This window comes from Chryseobacterium sp. DZ-32, from assembly GCF_059587025.1.
The window spans coordinates 122327-145206 of the sequence record NZ_JCAIOM010000008.1 but is presented as its reverse complement, the minus strand read 5'-3'; the positions used below and the strand labels follow the sequence as shown (position 1 = coordinate 145206).

The window sequence follows — 22880 nt, the reverse complement described above, 5'->3', positions numbered from 1 at the left end:
CATTATCTTATCGTTTTTTCAAACTTGTTAATAATGGTATACGCTTTATCTTTTACAACAATATCATAATTTCCTTTATCCAGGATTAAAAAACGACTGTCTTGGGAAGTATTGAGTTCAATGATATCCGCAGGAACACCTTCCTTTTCAAATTCACCTTTTCTGTAAGCTAAAACCAGGGCCGGATAATTTGAAATTTTAGAAGAAGGAATTTTGTAAAACTTCCTGTTTTTACTCAACATCCAATGCGGCCTTCCGTTGATGTATTTAGTAACAGGATGAATGATTTTAATATCAGTATACAACTCCTTGTCTTCTCCATTGTATATTCCCTTATTTTCATCTTTCAAAACAACAGGGATGGTATTATTTATCAATCTTAAAAGCGGTTCATTATACTTCAGGCTACTTTTTTCTGAAAACTGAGTCTGGTCAATCGTAAAAGGATTGATCCCCGTCAGGTCGGAAAGTCGCCCCGCCATTGTTTTCTCCCAGGATTTATGAACCCCTTCATAAGCATGCTGATAGCCACAATAGATCAGATATTTGCCTTCTTTATTTTTCTGCATAAAATCGAAGATATTGTTTGCCTCTCCTATTTCCCTTTGTTTATTATTTCCTTCTGCTTCATATGAGAAAAGCTTGAACCCAATTTTCAAGGCATTGTAAATAAAGTTTCCGAATTCCGGTTCTTTGGAATAATATCCACTGTTAAGAGCAGCAAATTTTGTGGTGTTTACAGAGTCACCCGCTAATGTTTCAAGTCCCAAATATCTGTAACCTTTGTCATATAATCCCTGAAGTAAGGAAGATGCGAAAGTTCGGTGACTGGCATTGTGATGGGCTTCATTAATGATGATAATCTGTTCACTAACGGATCTTTCTAAGATATAATCTTTTGCGTTGACGGGGATTAATTTCGTAAACTTCAAACTATCTGCAGTGCTCAGCTTTTTCACTCTTCCAAAAGTCATATCCCAACTTTCCAATGCAGATTTATATTGTCCGCTTATCGAGTAAAATGTTGCAGCCATCTGGCTTCTCCAGGATTGACTTTGGGTGGAGTCTGCCACCTTTTTTTTAATATCATCTGTAAACCAGTAAGGATTTTCCTGGCCATAGCCCGCCATGCTTAACAACAACAATGTCAGTGAATATAAAAGCTTCATGTATATTTAGTTTTAGTTTGGGTTTAGTTTTATATTAAAAAAATCTCTCCAGCCAGTCACTTTCCAGGCGCTTGATCTTTTTAGTTTCAGGATCAAATAAAATCCAAAGTGTGCCTGAGTCTACCACCAGCTTATCATTACAGTAAAATTCTACTTTTCTTGGCTGCTTGGCTCCTTCGGGAGTCAGAGGATAAGTTCTTACCGTAATGATATCACCCAGATAAACCTGTTTTTTGTATTGAATATGATGATCCAGAAGCATCCAGGCGTCGTTTACATATTCTGTTTGCTGTTTCAGAAGATCCCAGTGCTCTGCTGCCACTTCTTCCACCCAGTGTACATATTGTACATTATTCACATGGTTGTTCTGATCAATATGCTCTTCTGTTACTTTGATCTGTTTTTCGTACATCAAATTCATTCTCCTGAAAGTTTACTCAAATGTATCATTTTAAAATAAAACTTTCTTCATCCAGCCACTCACTTTTGTCCATAAAAAAACGGAATCATCGTTCTGATTCCGTTACAATATTCAGTATATTGAAAATTCTTATTTAGATTTCCCGGCTGGCTTGGCAGTTGTTGCCGTAGCCCCTAATTTGGTTTTCACAGTAGCAGTGATATCTTCGCTTCCGTCTGTGTAAAGAAGGTTATTAGATTCCTGTGATGCTACATCAAATACAAAATTCAGGTTTCTTTCTTTTGCTACAGCATAAATAGCATCTTTTACTTTCTTCTGTAAAGGACTAAACAATTCGTTTTGTTTGGCAGAAATATCTTTAGCAGCCTGTGTTCTGGTTTCCTCTATCTTCTTACCTAAAGCCTGTAATTCTGTTTGTGCTGCAATCAGTTCTTTGGTCACAGCTTCTTTATTGGCTTCGCTTAACGTTTTTTCTTTATCCTGTGCCGCTTTCAATTTAGTCTGATAATCACCGATAAGCTTCTCAATTTCAGTCTGCCTGGTCTTAGTCAGGTTATCAATAGTATTTCCTATAGTTTTTACTTCAGATAAACTTGCAAAAATGTCCTCTGTATTTACACTTCCAATCTTCTGTTGAGCATGTACAATATTTGCAGTAAGTGTTAATCCTAACGCAATAAAAATTGTCTTAATTAAATTCATTTGTAATAATATTTTTTTTCGCTCCCAAATATAACTCAAATTTCAATTACTTATCATGTAATTATTAATTTGAAATTACATGGTGTAAAAAACAGGTTTAAACAACTTCAGACAAAGAAAAACCTCCTCAAAGAGAAGGTTTAACATCAAAAAATATGGAAAAATGACTAATGGAACTGTGCTGTTTCTGTAGAATCTTTCATTGCTACAGTAGCTGAGGAACCGTTGGTAACAATATTCTGCACTTCATCAAAATATCCTGTTCCTACAAAAGATTGATGCTTCACCGCTCTGAATCCTTTCTGCTGTAGTGCAAATTCGCGCTCCTGAAGTTCAGAATATCCTGCCATTCCTCTTTCTTTATAAGCCAGTGCCAGCTCAAACATGGCTGTATTCAAAGCATGGAATCCTGCAAGGGTAATAAACTGGAATTTGTACCCCATTTTAGCCAGCTCTTCTCTGAAAGTAGACATTTCTTCCACACTCAGTTTTGCAGCCCAGTTGAATGAAGGTGAACAGTTATAAGCAAGCATTTTTCCAGGGAATTTTGCATGAATTCCATCTGCAAATCTTCTGGCCTGCTCCAGGTCAGGATTGGAGGTTTCCATCCAGATCAGATCAGCATATGGCGCATAAGACAGTCCTCTGTCGATTCCCTGCTCAACTCCGTTTCTTACCACGTAAAAACCTTCAGAAGTTCTTTCTCCGGTTACGAATTTCTTATCTCTGTCATCAATATCAGAAGTCAGTAAATCTGCTGCATCCGCATCCGTTCTTGCAATGATAAGACTTGGAACGCCCAATACATCGGCAGCCAGACGCGCTGCTATCAACTTATTGACCGCTTCCTGAGTAGGCACCAATACTTTCCCGCCCAAGTGGCCACATTTTTTAGCGGAAGAAAGCTGATCTTCAAAATGTACGGCAGCCGCTCCGGCTTCAATCATTTGTTTCATCAGTTCAAAAGCATTCAGATTACCTCCAAAACCTGCTTCTGCATCGGCAATAATAGGCACCAGATATTCTTTATTTCCTGTTCCGCTTACAGACTGCACCTGATCCGCTCTTAGTAAGGCATTATTAATTTTCTTTACCACAGAAGGCACTGAATTGGCCGGATACAATGACTGATCCGGATACATCTCCCCTGACAGGTTAGCATCTGCAGCCACCTGCCATCCTGAAAGATAAATTGCTTCCAGGCCGGCATCCACTTCCTGCACCGCCTGATTACCTGTCAATGCACCCAGTCCCGCCACATAATCCTGGGTATTTAATTTATCCCAGAATTTTTTGGACATTTCTGTAGCGATGGTGTAATCTATGGTGTAAGAACCGCGAAGTTTAAGAACTTCTTCTGCCGTATAAGGTCTTTTTACACCGTGCCAACGTGGATTTGTCAGCCAATCTTGCTCTATAGCCTGGATTTGTTCTTGTCTTGTTTTCATAATATTTGGATTTTGTTTGATTAGATTTTTGGGGTTCGGGTTACGAGGTTCGGAGGTACGAGATATAATTCTCAAACTTTCGGACACATCTACTCTCTCACTCTCCAACTAGATAAAAGGGTATGCTTTAAGGGTTAGAAATTCTTCAAAATTTTCGCAGAAAATCAATTCATTGAAAAGTTCTTTGGCGAGGTTGAATTTTCCGCTTTTGAATCGGGTTTCACCTACATATTTTTCAATATGATCCATTTCTTCTTTTTCCCACTGCAGTACCATGCTTCGGGTTAATGTTCTGTCATCACTCAGAACCGCTTCATTTTTCAGCCATTGCCAGATTTGTGTTCTTGAAATCTCAGCAGTAGCGGCATCTTCCATCAGATTATAAATAGCGGCAGCACCGGTTCCCATCAGCCAGCTTTCAAGATAAAGAATTCCTACATTGATATTTTTACGGACTCCTTTTTCTGTGATTTCTCCTTTGGTAATTTCCAGCAGCTGGCTTTCTGTTATATGGTATTCAAATTTTTTATCGATCTGATTTTGGGAAGGCATAAACTGGTCAAAAACTTGTTTTGCTACAGATACCAATGCCGGATGTGCAACCCACGTTCCATCGTGGCCATTTTTCACTTCCCTTTCTTTATCATTTCTTACTTTTTCAAAAGCAATAGTATTGGCTTCGTCATCATCTTTTACCGGAATTTGAGCGGCCATTCCGCCTATAGCATGTACATTTCTTTTATGGCAGATTTCAATCACCCTCTTTGAATAAGCACTCATAAAAGGAGACGTCATGGTTACCTGATCTCTGTCCGGAACAATAAATTCGGTAAGGTTTCTGAATTTTTTAATGTATGAGAAAATATAATCCCATCTTCCGCAATTCAATCCTGCGCTGTGTTCTTTTAATTCAAATAAAATTTCATCAATCTGAAACGAAGCGGTAATCGTTTCTATTAAAACAGTCGCTTTAATGGTTCCCTCCGGAATTCCGAGATAGTTTTGCGCAAAAACAAAAACTTCATTCCACCAGCGTGCTTCTTTATAATGTTCCAGTTTTGGAAGATAGAAGTAAGGACCGCTGCCATTTTCCAAAAGCTGTTTTGCATTTCTGAAGAAATATATTCCAAAATCAGTCAGTGATCCGGAAGCTTTTTCTCCATTGATTTCAATATGTTTTTCAGGAAGGTGCAGGCCGCGTGGACGAACCTGTAAAACAGCCGTTTTTTCATTAAGTGTGTATGCCTTTCCTTTTTCGTTCACAAAATCAATAGTCCGGTTAATGGCATCAGAAAGATTAATCTGTCCCTGAATACAGTTTTCCCACACCGGCGAGCTGCTGTCTTCAAAGTCGGCCATAAATGTAGAAGCACCGGAATTCAAGGCATTGATAATCATCTTGCGGTCAACAGGACCGGTAATTTCTACTCTTCTATCCAGCATATCGTCAGGAAGCGGAGCACATACCCAATTTCCATTCCGGATGTCTGCTGTTTCTTTCAAGAACTCAGGAAGATTTCCTTTATCAAAATTTTGCTGAGTAATTTTTCTTTCTTCTAAAAGTTCAAGTCTTTTATGATTAAAGTTCTGATGAAGCGAAATCAGAAAATCTGCCAAATCGGGAGTAAATACTTCCTCAAACCGCTTCTGTGCCTTTATTTCTAATTGAGTCTTTGTTTCCATAACCTATTGATTTTGTGATTTGATATTACAAACATAAATAAAAATTTTCACAAATAGCGAACGTTCGCTAAATTTATTTAAAAATTATTATGCGAATAATCGCATCTAATTATTTATATTTGAAGTAATGAATTCAGAAAGCGACTTTATCAAAACAGTTTTCGGGCTAAAACTGAAACAGCAGAGACAAAAGAAAAACTGGTCTCTGCAGGACCTTGCTGTAAAGACAGGATTATCAAAATCTTACCTCAACGAAATTGAGAATGGGAAAAAGTATCCCAAACACGATAAAATTATTCAGCTTTCTGAAGCACTCAGCTGCACTTTCGATGATCTTGTTTCTACCAAGCTAGATAAAAGTCTGGCCCCATTCAACGAAATTCTTCAGTCTGATTTCTTTAAAGAAGTTCCGCTGGAGTTATTCGGAATTAATAAAAACAACCTCATCAGCATTATCAGCGATGCACCGAAAAAAGTAACGGCTTTTATTAATGCCCTGATCGAAATTTCTCAGAATTATAATCTTGGTAAGGAAAGATTTTATTTTGCCGTCTTAAGGTCATTTCAGGAATTATATGATAACTATTTTCCTGAAATTGAAGAAAAGGTTGATCTGTTTACCCGGGAAAATCAGTTACAACCCGGAAAAGATCTAAAGTCTGACATACTGGAGGCAATTCTTGCAGAAAAATTCAGTTACACCATTCAGTCTGAAGATTTTGAAAAATATGGGACTCTGGATAATCTTCGTTCTCTTTTCATTCCTGAAAAAAAACTATTGCTGCTAAATCAAAAACTGGAAAAGGATCAGAAAACATTCATTCTGGCTAAAGAAATCGGCTTCAATGTACTGGAATTAAAAAACCGTCCCAATACCTATTCGTGGCTTGATTTCGGAAGTTTTGAAGAAATTCTGAATAACTTTTACGCGTCTTATTTCGCAGGAGCATTGCTCATTTCAAAAGAACCTGTCATTGAAAAGACCGCAGAATTTTTCCAGCAAAATACATGGGAACCTAAAAGTTTTGAGAGCCTTATCAGCAGTTTTACCCACTCGCCTGAAACATTTTATTACCGGCTGACCAACATCCTCTCGGCAGAAATGGGAATCAAAGATCTTTTTTATTTATGTCTGGTAAAAAAGAAAAATTCGGATAAAATACAGATTTTAAAGGAGCTTCACCTTAATCATCAGCAGGCTCCTCATGCCAATGCAATGAACGAGCATTACTGCAGAAGATGGATTGCGGTAAAAAATCTTGGTGATTTAAAAGAAAATGAAACCCTGACGGATGCTCAGGTTTCTCATTATAAAGATCAGGGAATAAGTTATCTGGTAATTTCTACTTCACAAAAAAATCCTTTCTCAGATGGAAGCAACAGAAGTTATTGTTTGGGGATTTTACTGAATTCCCAAACAATTAAAAAAATAGGTTTTATCAAGTCTCCTTCCTTAAAAACCATTAATGTAGGCGTTACGTGTGAATCCTGCAGTATTCCTGACTGTGAAGTAAGACAAGCACCACCGGTAAGACTGGAAAAGGAACATTTTAATATGAGTATGAAGAATGCTGTTGAGAAGATCAGGAAGACGTTTGATGATATTTAAAAAGTGAATGGTGAATTGTCAATACGCTTCGCTTGTGAATTTTTATGTGAGGTTCGGGATGCGGGATTCGGGTTTGTGAATAATCGAATTCGCGAACAATAATAATTCACTATTGACATTGCGAAGCAAAAATTGACAATTATTTTCATATCTTAGTAAAAACACACTATGATATTAGATATATTGTTTCCTAACCGCTGCATCCACTGCAGCAGAATCATTGATCCTGAACTTTTGGTTTGTGATCTTTGTTTCAGTCAGATTCACTTTACCCATTACAATTATTTTGAAAATAATCCGATTAAGGAAAAATGCAGTTTATTTTTTCCGGTTGAAAACGCATTCGCTTTAATACAGTTTGAAAAGGAAGGTTTAAGCCGTCAGATTATTCACGATCTGAAATATAGAAGCAGGGAAAAAGCAGGAAAAATCCTAGCTGATTGGACAGCAGAACGACTTGATTTCAAAGATAATTTCCCTGACCTTTTAGTAAGTGTACCACTTCATCCAAAGAAACTGAAGAAAAGGGGATATAACCAGCTGCATTTATTTACTGAAACTTTATCTTCGTTTTATAACATTCCTTTTGATCATAATTTAATTAAACGAAATCATTATTCTAAAGCACAGGCCTTAAAAGACAAGAAACACAGACTGGAAACTGTCAATACATTCTCCACAATCAAGCCTGTTACCGGAAAACATATTCTTTTGATTGATGATGTTTTCACGACAGGAAATACGGTTTCATCAGTGGCGTGGGAGATTTTAAATGCAGGAGATAATAAAGTAAGTGTTTTAGTGATGGCTGAGGATGTTTGATATGGGAACGGATGCGAGTTTCGGGTTTCGGGATTCGGGATTTTCTGTACGGAGAAATAATCAAAATATTTTTAAATCCGAAAACTCTCAGACACTCTTACACTTCCGCTTCATCCATTTTCACGATTCAATTCTTTTTCCTAATTTTCAGAAAACTATACAACTATGCCCAATCTGATTTTACTGCACGGAGCTTTAGGTCACAGCGACATTTTCAAACCTTACCTGAATGTCCTGTCATCCTATTTTACAGTTCATACTCCTCTTTTTTCAGGACATGGAGACCTGAAACTTCCTGAAGACGGCCTCAATATTAAAAAGTATGTCGAGGAATTATCCGAGTATTGTAAAGTGAACCATCTGACAGACGTATCTATTTTCGGGCACAGCATGGGTGGTTATGTCGCACTTTGCTACGCAATGGAAAATCCTGACAATGTAAATTCTGTTATAACACTGGGCACAAAGTTCGACTGGACTGAAGAACAGGCTTTAAAAGAAAGTAAGATGCTTAATCCGGATGTTATTCTTGAAAAAATTCCGCAGTATGCCCAGCTTTTAGAATCACAGCACGGAACAAAGTGGAAACAGCTTCTTCCTGGTATTGCTGATTTAATGATTGATTTAGGTAAAAATCCTCCTCTGGAAAATAATTTTGCTACGATTACCACTCCCGTTCAAATCATGGTGGGTGATAAAGATAATATGGTAACGCTGGAAGAGAGTTCAAGGGTTTACAGAAGCCTTCCAAATGCAAAACTGGCCGTACTTCCGGATACAAAGCATCCTATGGATAAAGTACGACCTGATTTATTATTGAACTTAATAAAAGATTTCTGGAATCTTTCTTAATTATCGCTGAAGTTTTTCTCCGTAGCTCAAATCTCCGGCATCTCCCAATCCTGGTGTGATATACCCTTTTGAAGTTAAGTGTTCATCAATTGCTCCTACCCAGATATGAGCTTCAGGATATGCATTCTGAACAGTTTCAACTCCCTGTTTCGATGCAATGGCTGCAACAATATGAAGCTGGGTTGGATTTCCGTTGGTCAGCAAATCTTTGATGGCTTCAATAAGAGAAGCACCAGTTGCAAGCATAGGATCAGCTACAATAAGGGGTCTGCCTTCAATGCTTGGGCACGTAAGATAATCCTGTTTGATTGAGAAATAATCGTTGGCATCATGTTTTCTGTAAGCTGCCACAAAACCGCAGTCTGCTCTGTCTAAATAGTTCAGGATTCCTTCGAATAACGGAACACCTGCTCTTAAGATGGTTGTAATAACCGGCTGCACGGCTATTTCCCTGCTTTTTATTGTATCTAAAGGAGTTTGAATTTCAACTTCTCTGTACTCCAGTCCTTTACTGATTTCAAAAGCGGCAATCTCCCCGATTCTTTCCATATTCCTTCTGAATCTCATTCGGTCATGCTGGATCGTAACGTTTCTAAGTTCGTTAATCCATTCGTTGACAAGAGAAAAGTGTTGCGATAAAATAGTAAGCATGAAAATTTTATTTTTAATTTCAGTTAATTGATATTAATTGCCGCAAAATTACAACTAAAAAACGAATTGAAAGATCGGGCTGGAAGAGAAAGTCTGGTTGGGTGATATAAAAAACTCCGGCAAGCTTCGCTTGCCGGAGTTTTCCGATGAACATTTGTTCTATTATTTTTGTCTGAAATACACTTCAATCGGAACTCCGGTAAATCCGAATTCTTTTCTCAGCTGATTTTCAGTAAATCTCTTATACGGTTCTTTCACATACTGCGGAAGGTTACAGAAGAATACAAACTGTGGTGACGGCGTAGGAAGCTGAACACAATATTTGATTTTGATATATTTTCCTTTCAATGCCGGCGGTGGTGTATTTTCGAAGATCGGAAGCATTACTTCATTCAGTTTTGAAGTTTTAATTTTCTTCTTACGGTCTTCATAAACCTGCATAGCTACTTCTACAGCTTTTAAAATTCTTTGTTTCGTTAACGCTGAAACGAATAAGATTGGAATATCCTGGAACTGACCGATTTTATCTTTGATTGATTTTTCAAAATCACGCATCGTATTGGTCTGCTTATCCTCGATCAAATCCCACTTATTCACTAGGATTACGATTCCTTTTCTGTTTTTCTGAGCCAGTCCGAAGATATTCATATCCTGAGATTCCCATCCTTGTGTAGCATCCACCATGATGATCACGACGTCAGAATATTCGATAGAACGGATCGATCTCATTACAGAGTAGAATTCAAGGTCTTCGTTTACCTTAGACTTTCTTCTCATCCCTGCAGTATCTACCAACACAAATTCGTGTCCGAATTTGTTATATAAAGTCTGGATACTATCTCTCGTAGTTCCTGCGATATCGGTTACAATATTTCTTTCAACATCCAATAAAGCATTAGTCATGGTAGACTTTCCTACGTTTGGACGGCCTGCAATCGTAATTTTAGGCAATCCTTCAAAAGGATCTTTATATTCTGTAGTAGGGAAATCTTTAACGATATCATCTAACAAATCCCCTGTTCCTGAACCTGTAGCAGAGGAAAGTGTGTAATATTTATCAATTCCTAACTGATAGAATTCTGTTGCAGGAAGTTCTTCCTTGGAAGAATCTACTTTATTAATAACAATATAAATAGGCTTGTTGGATCTTCTGAGAAGTCTGTAAATTTCGTGGTCTGTGTCAGTAAGCCCTTCTTCCACGTTCATCATAAAGATAATAGAAGTAGCTTCATCCACCGCTAATTGTACCTGCTTACGGATTTCTTCTTCGAAGATATCATCTGTACCTACATCATAACCTCCGGTATCAATTACCGTAAAGTCTACTCCATTCCAGTCTGATTTTCCGTAGTGACGGTCTCTGGTAACACCAGCTGTAGAATCTACAATAGCTTCTCTTCTTTCTAATAAACGATTAAAAAGCGTGGATTTTCCTACGTTGGGACGTCCAACGATTGCGACAATATTTGACATAAAAAATGTTTAATAATCCTTTTGCTTTGCTCAGGATATGTTATTAATGGGTTACTCCAACTTTTGGAGCCCAATTTTTTGCAAAGATAAGGTTTTATTATTTAACAGATTGAAGCTGGGAGAAGGAGGCTGGATGTTATTATCCATCGGACAAATTAATGTAAGCCCTACTCTTTCAATCTAACAAATATATCCACAAATCTACTGTTTATGGGTAGAAGAAGATTTTTTTAAAAAATTTTAATGAAAAATAATTCTTTGGATATCAATACATAAAGCTATCTTCTTACTAATTATGTTAATTAATCTTTACTTTAGATTTTCATATTTAAAATAATTTCTATAATTTCGCGGCATAGAAACAGACCCATGGTGTAGCGGTAACACTACTGATTTTGGTTCAGTCATCTGGGGTTCGAATCCCTGTGGGTCTACAAACCATCCTTTTTCAAGGGTGGTTTTCTTTTTTATTACATTATTACTACTTTCTATATTTCTTCTAGTTAAATTTATGTAATAAGTCTTTCATATGTGAACTAAAAAAAATATTTTTACAAAAATAAAAAATCAATAACCTAACTTAAACCAACATGAAAAAACTCTATATAGGGACATTGTTCATATGTTCCACCTCATTATTGTATACACAGGAAATTATCTGGCAGAAAGACATCAAGTCTTCCACACAAGATATTTTAAGTCAAGTAATTACAACTGCAGACGAGCAATATCTTATCACCGGAAGTTCTATTCAAGCCAATAAACTCTATACTTCTAATAGCAAACAAAACAATGGTTATGACTTCCATGTAATCAAATTGAATCAACAAGGAGAACAGTTATGGGAGAAATACTTCTCAGGATCTGATCATGATTATTTATCTGCTACTGTAGCAACACAAGACGGAGGATTTCTATTAGCAGGAACTTCTTATTCTGTAAAAGGGTTTGATAAAAAGGAAGATTCAAAAGGACAATCAGATATGTGGTTAATAAGAATCAATGAGTTCGGGGATCAACTATGGCAAAAAACAGTGGGAACTACCGTTGACGAGATAACTAAAACAGTCATTCAAACTACGGATCTAGGATTTCTAGTGGCTGGAAATATTCAAAACGCTCCTAATGGTTATGGTTATCAAGATGTATTGATTATCAGACTAGATAAAAATGGAAAAGAATTATCACAGTTGATTATAGGAGGAAATGATCTAGATGAAATAGAAAAGATGATTCCAACAAAAGACGGAGGGGCATTACTGGGAATTTATTCAAGGAGTTCCGAGGTTCGTGTCTCGGGATCAATAAAAAAAATAAACGAAACCATCCCGCCCCCCGTATCCCGAATTGCAAAATCCACAGAAAACTTTGGTGAGGGAGACTACTGGATTATCAAATTGGATAAGAATGGAAAAATAGAATGGGAAAAGAACTTTGGAGGGAAAAGAGATGATCATATCAGAACCCTAGCCTTAACTTCAGCTGGCTTTATTATAGGTGGAGAATCCAGATCGGAAAGGTCAGGAAATAAAACAGTGGATATCGAAGAAGGAACCGATTTATGGCTGATATCTTTAAGTGAGAAAGGAGATGAACAGTGGCAGAAATCGTACAATTTCAAAAACAGGGATATCTTAGTGGGAATGAGTGTGATTCATTCCGCAGATGATAAATCTTCCAAAGGAATTTTACTAGGTGGTTACACTCAAGCTGAAGGAAGAATAGAAACTGATGATGAAACTTTTTGGATGCTATATCTTGATCATAATGGTAATGAACAGTGGAGAAAACATGTAAAGGGAAAATCCAGAAAAAAGGAAGAGAGACTTTCAGATTTAAAACTCAACAGAGATGGTTCCATTATTTTGGCTGGAACCAGTGCAGAGCAACTGGGTAAAGAGAACTGGAAGATTGTAAAGCTGGGAGACAAACAGATTGATCAGTTAATTGAAAAATATGATATTAAGATCTATCCAAACCCTGTTTCAGATTATGCCTATGCAGAAATTGGTCTTGATTTCAAAGAGGTTGAGATTATTTTATATGATATGAGTGGAAAGCAGATTCAAAATATAAAAACAAAAAATAGAATAACAAAAATCAATACCCAAAATTTAATCCAAGGAGCATATTTAATAACTATAAAAACGGATAATAACAAAACAGCAAATGCTAAAATCATCAAGAAATAAAATGAAAAGAACATTACTTATTGTAGCTTTTATTACAGTCAACTTTATCAATGGACAGGACGATCCAAGTTCAATATTGTCCTATTCCACTAGTAATACAGCAACTCCCAATGCATATAGTTTTATAAAATATAAAGAGTCACCCGTTAATTATTATAGCGGAAAAGCTTCTTTGTCAATACCTATTTATACAATCGAAGTAGGAGGGTTAGTTTATCCAATATCTTTGGATTATACTCAAGGAGGAGTCCAGGTAAACAGTTTAGCATCTGATGTTGGACTAGGCTGGAGTTTATCATCATGTTTTGTGAATAGAACCGTAGTAGGAGATGCAGATTTGGAAACTATAAATAATAGTCTTACTTCTTATCAAATGAAATATGGTTTCTTAGATAAACCTTCAGGAAGTCTGAATAATCCCAAGGAGGTTCAATATGATTTTTTCCCAGATATATTCAAGGTATATGCTCCTCAATTTACCACTAACTTTTATTTCTATAATAAAACTTCAGTTGTAGAGTTAGATAAAAAAGGGACAAAAATAGACTGGAATATGGCTTCTAAAAATTATAATTATCTGAAATCATCATATAATGGGCAATGGATAAATAATGATAAAAACATTAAAGACTATGAGAATTTCAATTTAATTAGTAAAAATGGAATTTCTTACTCCTTCCAAGATAAAGATATTACACATAGCTTCACTTCATCTACAGTCGCATTTGGTACAGGAGAACAATTTGGAAGAATAAAAGGGTCTTATCCAAGAGTAAGTGCTTGGCATATTTCTAAAATGAAAAATCTGACCAATAACGAAGAAATCAACTTTGTATATGAAACTTATTCTGCAACAAAATACACTGAAGATGATATTACAAATGGGCCTAATTACCGTATTGACGCTACATACCCTACAAAGCATACTCCTACAAATTATCTTCCTTTTGCTACCGGATGGGCAAATGACAGTGGTAAGCATTACAACAGAATGCTTTCTGTACAACGAATTAAAAAAATCATTTTCCGTGGAGGTTCCATAGAATTCAATTATGGAATAGATAGACAAGATTTATATAATGGCAAGGCTCTTACAAACATTCTTGTAAAAGACGGAGTAGGAAATATTATTAAACAATTTGATATGAATTATGATTACTTTTATTCTACACTTCAGAAAAATGAATTCAGTAAAAGATTAAAATTAATATCTGTACAGGAGTCCGGACAAAATAAATACAAATTTGATTATTATGAAGATAACAAACTTCCAAATATAGGTTCACCTCTTCAGGATATTTTTGGATATAATAACACTAATGAGACCATAGTGGAAACACCTACCACATATACTCCTAAATATTATTTCTATCCAAGAAAGTGGGAAAGTAGTATATTACCCTATAATCTTACAAGCGATACTCATTACTTACTAAATGGTCAAATAGATAAAGAACCTAATGAACTATCCAAAACTTGGTCATTAAAAAAAGTAACCTTTCCAACAGGAGGAACAAATATATATGTTTTAGAAAGTAATACTTTTGATTTATGGGGAAATATAGTTAAAGGAGGAGGAGTAAGAGTTAAACAACAAATTATTCAGGATGAAAACTCTTCCAGAACAATAGATTATAAGTATAATAAAACAGCCAATATAAGCAGTGGATATTTATTCAATGTTCCATACGCTGGCTATCCCGCCTCGACTCTTTATCCAACAACAACAACAGTCCCTCCAGATCTGTCAAATTATACTGAGCTGGAAAAATATTTTTTCCTGTATACCAATGCAAAAATAAATTATGATCTTCTCAACAATTTTTTTGTTGGCTATTCAAAGGTTGAAGAGAATGAAAATGGGAAAAAATCAGTATATGAATATACTAATGATGAATATCCTAATATTCAGACAAGAACAGATTACACATATGCCAACATAGTAGCAGGTGTGGGATTTAATCCAGTAGGAAAGTTTATTATTCCAAACAGTGCCTACGGAAATGATGTTTATTCCGATCAAAGCTATAAAAGGGGATCATTAAAATACCTTTCACAATATGACCAAAATAATAATCTGCTACTAAAAAAAGAGAACACATATAAAAGCTATGATAATTCTGGTCCAATTAGTTATCCTAACAATATTGAGTTTATTGGATCTGCTATTTATTCTGATCCTATCGGAGGTGGTATTTCTGAATTAATGCAGAATAAAAAAGTATATAGCTCAATTTACAATAACCTGGTTCATAGTAAGACAACGATATATAATACAACTGGAAATATTGTTCAGGAAGCTTATTCAGACTATGATGATGTTCAAAATACTAGGACAGCAAGAAATCTTATTGGTAATGGAATTCAAAATCCAGAATATAATATTAGCTATTTTTATTATCCCTACCATTTTCCTTCTGATATGCAAGACCTTATTAATATTAACAAAATTAATAAACCTGTTATGACATATAATTACAAAGGAGAGCTTGATGCAATGGGAGAAGAAGATCCGAATAATTATCCTATTCAGATTGTTTCCAGATCAAAGACAATCTATAAAAAAGATGCTTCCTCCAATAATTTTGTACTTCCTGAGAAAACCCAGACAGCGATGGCTGACAATCCATTTATAGATGGTACAACCAATGATTTATATGATGATAAAGGAAATTTATTACAATATACACCTAAAGATGGAATACCCGTAACCATAATTTGGGGTTATAATCAAACAAAACCTATAGCTAAAATAGAAGGTATCACTTATTCACAACTTGCTAATATCATGAATTTTCCAAATACCAATATTGGATACAAATCATTACAAATTGTAATAAATTCAGATTTAGATACTAATGATAATTTTGAAAATCAAACTTTTATACCATCACTAAATACATTTAGACTAAACAGTCAATTACAAAATTTTAAAATAACCACACTTGCTTATGACCCACTAGTTGGAGTAAAAACAATTATTCCTCCTTCAGGAATAAGGGAGTTTTATGTTTATGATTCTAAAGGGAGACTAAAGGAAGTAAGAGAAAATGATATTAATGGCAATATTATCAAAGAATATAATTACAATTATAAACAATAATTAATTGTTCTAAGATAACAGTTAATTCAAAATTATTATAAATGAAAAAACTTTTAAATATATTCGGTATTCTGTCAATAACAAGCATTTTAAGTGCCCAAACAGTAACTGAAAATTACATTGAAACGAAAGTTTATCTTGAGCCAGTTACTACAAGCAGTTCAACAGCTAAACAAATTCATACTGTTCAATATTTTGATGGCCTGGGAAGACCAAAGCAAGTTGTTAATGTAAAAGCAACTCCAGCAGGAAATGATATTGTTATCCCAACTATTTATGATAGTTTTGGGTTACAAACAAAAAAATTTCTACCCATTCCTAAAAATTCGACCTCAAATGGAAATATATATCCACAAAATCCTAATGCTAATTTTCCTGTAGAAGATATTACTAACTTTTATCAGGGTGAAAAAACGTATTCAGAATCTATAGTAGAGGTATCTCCACTAAACAAAATCTTGCAGTTAAAACAAGTTGGAAATGCCTGGGATTCAAAGCCAGTTAATTTTAAATACGAAACCAATACTGCTGTCGATGGTGTTAGAAAATATGAAGTAGCTTCTACATGGAATCCCATTTTAAATGTTTTTAGCAATACAGTACCTACATTTCAGTCATATCCGGTAAATTTATTATATAAAAACACTGCCAAAGATGAAGACGGAAATGAATCAATAGTTTTTAAGAACAAGATGGGACAGATTGTTTTAACGCGAAAAATAATCAGTGCTACAGAAAAAGCAGACACTTATTATGTCTATAATATTTATGATCAACTAGTTTACATTATACCTCCTTTAGCTTCTGTTAATTCTTTATTGGATACAACTACTCTTGGAAAGCTTTGTTATCAATATATCTATGATGCTCAAAACAGAGTTGTAGAAAAAAAACTTCCAGGAAAAGGGTGGGAATACATGGTATATGATAAGCAAAACAGGTTAGTATTAACGCAAGATGCCAACCTTGGAGCAAACAAACAATGGGTATTCTCTAAATATGATAAATTCGGAAGACCCACATATACTGGAATTCATTTAAGTGTAGAAAGTTATGGAAGTGCTGGACGTTTAGCCGAGCAAAATAATGTGGATGCCAAAGGAAGCAATAATACTGAAAGAACAGCATCCTATAGTAATTTTAATGGTTTAAATTTATATTATACATATGCTACAAGTTATCCAAGTTCTTTCACTACATTGTTAACAGTAAATTATTATGACACTTATCCTGTTGACTCACCTCAGCCCTCAAATGTTTTTTCCCAAAATCTTCTTTCTGATAATTTGACTAACAATAACTCAACAAATGGACTTCCTTTAGCCAGTTATATTAAAAATATTGAGGACGATGCATGGACTAAAACTTATTTATGGTATGATACAAAAGGAAGAATAACAACAACTAAAAACCAATATTCATCTGGTGGATATACTACAATTGATAATAAAATTGATTATTCTGGAGCCATTATTCAAACCAATACTTATCATAAAAGTGCAGCTAATAATCCTGAAACCGTTATTTATGAAAATTTTGAATATGATAATCAATTGAGACCATTAAAACATTGGCATCAAATATCTGGTCAACCACAAGAGTTACTTAGCAATAATACTTATAATGCTATTTCCCAAATTATCAATAAAAAAGTGGGAGGAACACAAGGAAGCCCTATTCAAGATATTAACTATGAATATAATATCAGAGGCTGGCTTTCTAAAATAAATGATCCCCAAAATTTGAATGGTAAACTATTTGGTTATGAAATTAAATACCATAATCCAGCTAATTCATATTCTACTCCAAAATTCAATGGAAATATATCTGAAGTAGACTGGAAATCAGCTAATGGAAATATATTAAAAAGATACTATTATCAATATGATGGACTAGATAGATTAAAAGATGCAATATATGAAGAACCATCCACTACAGTACCTTCGGCAAACCACTATGGAGAATCATTAACTTATGATATAAATGGTAATATCAAAACCTTAAAAAGATATTCTCGTTCTTATGACAACACTCCTTTTATGATTGATGATCTGGATTACAGTAATTATGATGGAAATCAACTCATTTTAATTTCTGATAACCAAAATAATAGTCTTGGCTATCCTTCAGGTGGTAATCCTATTACTTATGATGCCAATGGAAATATGAACAGTCAATTAGATAAAGAAATAATAAATATTAATTACAATTTATTAGATCTTCCATCTCAAATTACTTTTAATTATCTTGATACAAAGTTAAATTTTAAATATAGAGCAGATGGGACAAAAACCCAACAAACTTATACTTATTTCAATAATAGAAGCCAAACTCTTCTCAGCATCTATACCCATTATTTAGACGGATTTCAATATTATTCATCTTCTCTACAATTTTACCCTACTTCGGAAGGTTATTATGATTTTAAAAATAATCGATATGTTTACCAATATAAGGATCAAGTCAATAATATAAGATTAGCCTATTATAAAGGTTCTAATGGAGCAACCATTGATAAAGAAACAAACTACTATCCTTTTGGTATGGAATATGTTGGCTACAATGGCACATATCCTTTAAATACAAACTATAGATATAGTTTTCAAGAACAAGAAAAAATGGAACTAACAGACTGGAGTTCATTCAAATGGAGAAATTACGACCCTACCATGGGTAGGTTCTTCAATGTAGATCCACTTTCTGAGCAATACAGTTTTCAATCACACTATAATTTTTCTGAAAATAGAGTGGTGGATGGTATAGAACTTGAGGGATTAGAAAGACTAAGTACAAATGGAGACTTCTTAGATTATAAAGAAGCCGCTGATTTTGCAAGAAATACTGGTGGTTATGTTCATTTTCGAGATAATGAGATTCCTGAAATATGGCACGACATTGAGAATATTGCATTAACAGGATCAAAAAGAGAAGCTTCACTACCAATACCAATCCCAAATATCGACTTATCAAATGCACCACAAATGGGACCTGCCCCAGAAACACTGGGAACCATGATTCAAGATTTTAGAGATGCAGAGGCTCCAGGTGGTATAATTGGCACTTTAGGCAAAGGAGTTATTGACGGTGCCTTAGATGGAGCTAATCTTTTAAGAAATGTTGTTCTAGGTAAAAAAAATTATGATGGACTTGCTCCTAGAATGACTGGATGGGACGGTTCTCCGATGGGAGGTGAGGAAAGTCTGGATGCTAGCGCGAGTGGAATTATGTTTTTTGGTAGTTTCATGACTGGAGGTCTTTCTGGAGAAGTTAATGCACTAAAAAAACCGCTAAATGCAATAAAAGATCCTATATCTTATGAAGATAAAGCAAAAAATATGTTGAATGAAATGCAAAAACAAGCAAAACAAATGTCTAAAGGTCTTGAATCAGGAAGACATGGTGAATGGATAAATAATAAAATAAAATTAATACAATCATCGTTAAAAAATTTCAAAGAAACTGGGATTGATGACCCCGAGTTTTTAAAATATTTTGAAAAAGAAATAAATAGCCTAAAGACAAAGGCAAAAGGCGTAAATCATAAGGGAGGAATGCGACCTAGGTAATAATTAAAGACAAATAAAAAATGGATAATGATATTTTCAACTACATTGATAAGATTTATGAAATAATTTCAGAATACAATTATGATTATAAAAAAACTTCACAGTCCTTAATTAGTTTGAAATCAGATATTTTAAATCATAATTTTGAAAAAAACGCCTATTATTATCAATTAATGGCAACACTTGAATATTTTATATATTTATCAAATAGTGAAGAATCTCCTTATAAGAGCTTATTGCCTAGTAATAGTAAGATTCACAATTATTTTCAAAAATCTCTGGAGCTTGATATTAACAATCCTCCATTAAGATATTTATTTTCTTTATATCTATATAACACTGGAGACTTTATAAATTCAAAACAGCAACTTTTAGAAATAGATACCCAATATTATAAAGATATAGAAATGTATGACAGAGTAATTAAAATAAAAGAATTGATTCTATGCTGCGAAATATTTTTAAACGAAGCCAAAGAAAGTAATATTATAGATTTCTTTGGAATATTAAAATCTTCTGAAGATTATACTTATCCTGGAGATCTGATTAAAACAATATATTACAACCAAAAATACTATACTAGTCAAATAAAATCTGAAATTAATACTTTTGAATAATTTTCCAGATATATATAATGAAAAATAACAGGCTGCCTTTCCAAGACAGCCTGTTAATTATTATGATTTAAGGAAAATTAGACCAGATCAAACCTGTCCAGATTCATCACCTTCGTCCATGCTGCCACAAAGTCTTTCACAAACTTACCTTGTGCATCAGCACTTCCATATACTTCAGCCACAGCTCTCAATTCAGAATTAGATCCGAAAACAAGATCGGCACGGGTTGCTGTCCATTTTGGCTGACCGGTTTTCCGATCAGTTCCGATATACAATTCTCTATCGTCTGACATTGCTTTCCACTGAGTTCCCATATCCAGAAGATTTACAAAGAAATCATTGGTAAGAACTCCCGGACGACTGGTGAATACGCCATGTTTTGAACCGTCAAAGTTCGTATCCAAAGCACGCATACCTCCTATCAGCACGGTCAGTTCCGGAGCAGTAAGGGTTAATAGCTGTGCTTTATCAATCAGTAAAGATTCTGTAGAGACCGTATATTTTCTTTTCAGATAATTTCGGAATCCATCAGCAGCAGGCTCAAGGTATCCCATAGATTCTACATCTGTCTGTTCCTGAGAAGCATCCATTCTTCCCGGAGCAAAAGGAACTTTTACCTCCTGACCAGCATTTCTGGCAGCCACTTCAACAGCAGCATTACCTGCCAAAACAATCAGATCGGCTAATGATATTTTTTTACCTCCGTTTTGAGAATCGTTGAATTCTTTCTGGATTCCTTCCAGAACATTTAATACTTTATTCAATTGAGAAGGATTGTTGACTTCCCAGTTTCTTTGAGGCTCCAGTCTGATTCTGGCTCCGTTGGCACCACCACGTTTATCACTTCCTCTGAAAGTAGAAGCAGAAGCCCAGGCTGTAGATATCAGTCCTGTATTGCTTAGTCCTGAATTTAAAACTTTTGATTTCAATGCCTCCACATCATTTTCATCAACCAGTTCGTGGTTGACTTCCGGAATAGGATCCTGCCAGATCAGTTCTTCCTGCGGTACATCCGGTCCCAGATAACGGGCGCGTGGTCCCATATCTCTGTGTGTTAATTTAAACCATGCTCTGGCAAACGCATCGGCAAACGCATCAGGATTTTCGTAGAAGTGTCTTGAAATTTTTTCGTATACAGGATCCATTCTTAACGAAAGGTCTGTGGTAAGCATGGTTGGTTTATGCTTTTTGTCAGCATCAAATGCATCAGGAATGATTTCAGCACCGTCTTTGGCTACCCATTGGTGAGCTCCTGCAGGGCTTTTTGTTAATTCCCACTCATTTTCAAAAAGATTTTTAAAGAAGTAATTACTCCATTGGGTAGGAGTTTCTGTCCAGGTTACTTCCAGTCCGCTGGAAATCGCGTCTCTTCCGCTACCAGACTTATATGTGCTTGCCCAGCCTAATCCCTGCTGTTCAATTCCGGCTCCTTCGGGTTCTTTTCCTACATGATCTGCCGGACCTGCTCCATGGGTTTTACCGAAAGTATGTCCTCCGGCAATCAAAGCAACAGTTTCTTCATCATTCATCGCCATACGTCCGAAAGTATCACGGATGTCTTTAGCAGCAGCAATAGGGTCAGGATTTCCGTCCGGACCTTCAGGGTTTACATAAATAAGTCCCATTTGTACAGCAGCCAACGGATTTTCAAGGTTTCTTGAATGAATATCTCCGTCTGCATTATCATCAGTAGGAAGAACCGCCGAATGTCCTTCTGCTACTCCCTCCGAACCGTGAGCATACCGTAAATCACCTCCAAGCCATGTCTTCTCAGATCCCCAATAGACATCGGAATCCGGTTCCCAGACATCTGCACGTCCTCCCGCAAACCCAAATGTTTTAAAGCCCATGGATTCAAGAGCGATATTCCCCGTAAGGATCAGAAGGTCTGCCCATGAGATGTTTCTTCCATATTTTTGTTTGATGGGCCACAATAATCTTCGTGCTTTATCAAGACTTACGTTATCAGGCCAGCTGTTCAACGGTGCGAAACGCTGTTGCCCAGCTCCTGCTCCACCTCTTCCGTCACCTACACGATACGTTCCGGCGCTGTGCCATGCCATACGGATAAACAGAGGGCCATAATGACCAAAGTCGGCCGGCCACCAATCCTGAGAATCTGTCATCAATGCATGAAGGTCTTTTTTTACAGCCTCCAGATCAAGGCTTTCAAATGCTTTGGCATAGTCAAAATCCTTATCCATAGGATCTGAAAGTGAAGAATGCTGGCGCAGAAGATCTACTCTAAGCTGATCAGGCCACCAGTCAGAATTCTGAGTTCCTCCTCCTGCTACATTCTTCTTCATTGTTCCGTTGTGAAACGGGCATTTACTGATGTCATTCAAATCTTTTTCCATTGTCGTTTATTTATTTTTTATGTTGATTAATACAGTTTCCAATTGTGTTCTAAGAACATCACAAACCTACAACGTTTGCTCAATAAATACAATCTATTAATTTTTATCTCAATGATAGTTAAAAACTATAAATAAATATTTTCAACGGCACAATATCTGGTCAGAATTGTGGTATTAAGTTAGTCATTTTTAAGATTAACTTAAATAAAAACAAC

15 protein-coding genes and 1 tRNA gene are annotated in these 22880 nt (G+C 35.4%); 8 read left to right on the top strand and 8 right to left on the bottom strand.

From position 1 onward, the window contains the following. Window positions 1-2 precede the first annotated feature (2 nt). From AC59HC_RS11000 to aceB, 5 genes are all read right to left on the bottom strand, one after another. Window positions 3-1169 carry a hypothetical protein gene (locus tag AC59HC_RS11000; protein WP_496558600.1) on the bottom strand — a complete coding sequence of 389 codons (1167 nt, stop codon included), beginning with the start codon at window positions 1167-1169 and terminating at the stop codon, window positions 3-5. Window positions 1170-1203: 34 nt separating this feature from the next. Then, window positions 1204-1590 (bottom strand): acyl-CoA thioesterase, encoded by a 387-nt coding sequence (locus AC59HC_RS10995; RefSeq protein ID WP_496558599.1) that lies wholly within the window; start codon window positions 1588-1590, stop codon window positions 1204-1206. Between the two features lie 129 nt (window positions 1591-1719). Beyond that, window positions 1720-2292, bottom strand: coding sequence for an OmpH/Skp family outer membrane protein (locus AC59HC_RS10990; protein ID WP_496558598.1), 573 nt, complete (start codon window positions 2290-2292; stop codon window positions 1720-1722). A gap of 167 nt (window positions 2293-2459) precedes the next feature. Next, window positions 2460-3740: an isocitrate lyase gene (gene aceA / locus AC59HC_RS10985; protein ID WP_496558597.1), complete on the bottom strand. Its 1281-nt coding sequence runs from the start codon at window positions 3738-3740 to the stop codon at window positions 2460-2462. Between the two features lie 108 nt (window positions 3741-3848). After that, a complete protein-coding gene (gene aceB, locus AC59HC_RS10980; RefSeq protein WP_496558596.1) occupies window positions 3849-5423 on the bottom strand; it encodes a malate synthase A in 1575 nt (524 codons plus the stop codon). Between the two features lie 127 nt (window positions 5424-5550). Between aceB and AC59HC_RS10975 the strand changes: the two genes are divergently transcribed. From AC59HC_RS10975 to AC59HC_RS10965, 3 genes are all read left to right on the top strand, one after another. Beyond that, window positions 5551-7032, top strand: coding sequence for a helix-turn-helix domain-containing protein (locus AC59HC_RS10975; protein ID WP_411413508.1), 1482 nt, complete (start codon window positions 5551-5553; stop codon window positions 7030-7032). A 168-nt stretch (window positions 7033-7200) separates the two neighbouring features. Then, window positions 7201-7854, top strand: a complete 654-nt coding sequence (locus AC59HC_RS10970) for a ComF family protein (RefSeq protein ID WP_411413507.1) — start codon at window positions 7201-7203, stop codon at window positions 7852-7854. A 165-nt stretch (window positions 7855-8019) separates the two neighbouring features. Beyond that, window positions 8020-8706 carry an alpha/beta fold hydrolase gene (locus AC59HC_RS10965; RefSeq protein WP_137905768.1) on the top strand — a complete coding sequence of 229 codons (687 nt, stop codon included), beginning with the start codon at window positions 8020-8022 and terminating at the stop codon, window positions 8704-8706. On the opposite strand, the gene upp is transcribed toward AC59HC_RS10965, so the two are convergent. Beyond that, window positions 8707-9357 (bottom strand): uracil phosphoribosyltransferase, encoded by a 651-nt coding sequence (gene upp / locus AC59HC_RS10960; protein WP_062676151.1) that lies wholly within the window; start codon window positions 9355-9357, stop codon window positions 8707-8709. A 162-nt stretch (window positions 9358-9519) separates the two neighbouring features. Next, a complete protein-coding gene (der, locus tag AC59HC_RS10955) occupies window positions 9520-10830 on the bottom strand; it encodes a ribosome biogenesis GTPase Der (protein WP_110008006.1) in 1311 nt (436 codons plus the stop codon). 363 nt (window positions 10831-11193) lie between these two features. Between der and AC59HC_RS10950 the strand changes: the two genes are divergently transcribed. The 5 genes from AC59HC_RS10950 (at window position 11194) to AC59HC_RS10930 (ending at window position 20308) form a co-directional block, all read left to right on the top strand. Then, a tRNA-Gln gene (locus AC59HC_RS10950) sits at window positions 11194-11264 on the top strand. 156 nt (window positions 11265-11420) lie between these two features. Further along, the gene (locus AC59HC_RS10945; RefSeq protein ID WP_496558595.1) at window positions 11421-13022 is read left to right on the top strand and encodes a T9SS type A sorting domain-containing protein; all 1602 of its coding nucleotides are present in this window, start codon (window positions 11421-11423) and stop codon (window positions 13020-13022) included. Window position 13023: 1 nt separating this feature from the next. Further along, window positions 13024-16125: a hypothetical protein gene (locus AC59HC_RS10940; protein ID WP_496558594.1), complete on the top strand. Its 3102-nt coding sequence runs from the start codon at window positions 13024-13026 to the stop codon at window positions 16123-16125. Between the two features lie 41 nt (window positions 16126-16166). Further along, window positions 16167-19691, top strand: coding sequence for a DUF6443 domain-containing protein (locus AC59HC_RS10935; protein ID WP_496558593.1), 3525 nt, complete (start codon window positions 16167-16169; stop codon window positions 19689-19691). A gap of 20 nt (window positions 19692-19711) precedes the next feature. Continuing rightward, window positions 19712-20308 (top strand): hypothetical protein, encoded by a 597-nt coding sequence (locus tag AC59HC_RS10930; protein ID WP_496558592.1) that lies wholly within the window; start codon window positions 19712-19714, stop codon window positions 20306-20308. Between the two features lie 77 nt (window positions 20309-20385). Here AC59HC_RS10930 and katG read toward each other — a convergent pair whose 3' ends face one another. Next, window positions 20386-22665, bottom strand: coding sequence for a catalase/peroxidase HPI (gene katG / locus AC59HC_RS10925; protein ID WP_496558591.1), 2280 nt, complete (start codon window positions 22663-22665; stop codon window positions 20386-20388). Window positions 22666-22880 lie beyond the last annotated feature (215 nt).

Excerpts from the sequence above, each read along its gene's own strand:
- AC59HC_RS10995 (WP_496558599.1), bottom strand. The coding sequence starts at position 1,590 with ATGAATTTGATGTACGAAAAACAGATCAAAGTAACAGAAGAGCATATT.
- AC59HC_RS10975 (WP_411413508.1), top strand. The coding sequence starts at position 5,551 with ATGAATTCAGAAAGCGACTTTATCAAAACAGTTTTCGGGCTAAAACTG.
- AC59HC_RS10970 (WP_411413507.1), top strand. The coding sequence starts at position 7,201 with ATGATATTAGATATATTGTTTCCTAACCGCTGCATCCACTGCAGCAGA.
- AC59HC_RS10930 (WP_496558592.1), top strand. The coding sequence starts at position 19,712 with ATGGATAATGATATTTTCAACTACATTGATAAGATTTATGAAATAATT.
- AC59HC_RS10935 (WP_496558593.1), top strand. The coding sequence starts at position 16,167 with ATGAAAAAACTTTTAAATATATTCGGTATTCTGTCAATAACAAGCATT.
- AC59HC_RS10940 (WP_496558594.1), top strand. The coding sequence starts at position 13,024 with ATGAAAAGAACATTACTTATTGTAGCTTTTATTACAGTCAACTTTATC.
- AC59HC_RS10990 (WP_496558598.1), bottom strand. The coding sequence starts at position 2,292 with ATGAATTTAATTAAGACAATTTTTATTGCGTTAGGATTAACACTTACT.
- AC59HC_RS11000 (WP_496558600.1), bottom strand. The coding sequence starts at position 1,169 with ATGAAGCTTTTATATTCACTGACATTGTTGTTGTTAAGCATGGCGGGC.
- aceB (WP_496558596.1), bottom strand. The coding sequence starts at position 5,423 with ATGGAAACAAAGACTCAATTAGAAATAAAGGCACAGAAGCGGTTTGAG.
- AC59HC_RS10945 (WP_496558595.1), top strand. The coding sequence starts at position 11,421 with ATGAAAAAACTCTATATAGGGACATTGTTCATATGTTCCACCTCATTA.
- der (WP_110008006.1), bottom strand. The coding sequence starts at position 10,830 with ATGTCAAATATTGTCGCAATCGTTGGACGTCCCAACGTAGGAAAATCC.
- katG (WP_496558591.1), bottom strand. The coding sequence starts at position 22,665 with ATGGAAAAAGATTTGAATGACATCAGTAAATGCCCGTTTCACAACGGA.
- AC59HC_RS10965 (WP_137905768.1), top strand. The coding sequence starts at position 8,020 with ATGCCCAATCTGATTTTACTGCACGGAGCTTTAGGTCACAGCGACATT.
- aceA (WP_496558597.1), bottom strand. The coding sequence starts at position 3,740 with ATGAAAACAAGACAAGAACAAATCCAGGCTATAGAGCAAGATTGGCTG.
- upp (WP_062676151.1), bottom strand. The coding sequence starts at position 9,357 with ATGCTTACTATTTTATCGCAACACTTTTCTCTTGTCAACGAATGGATT.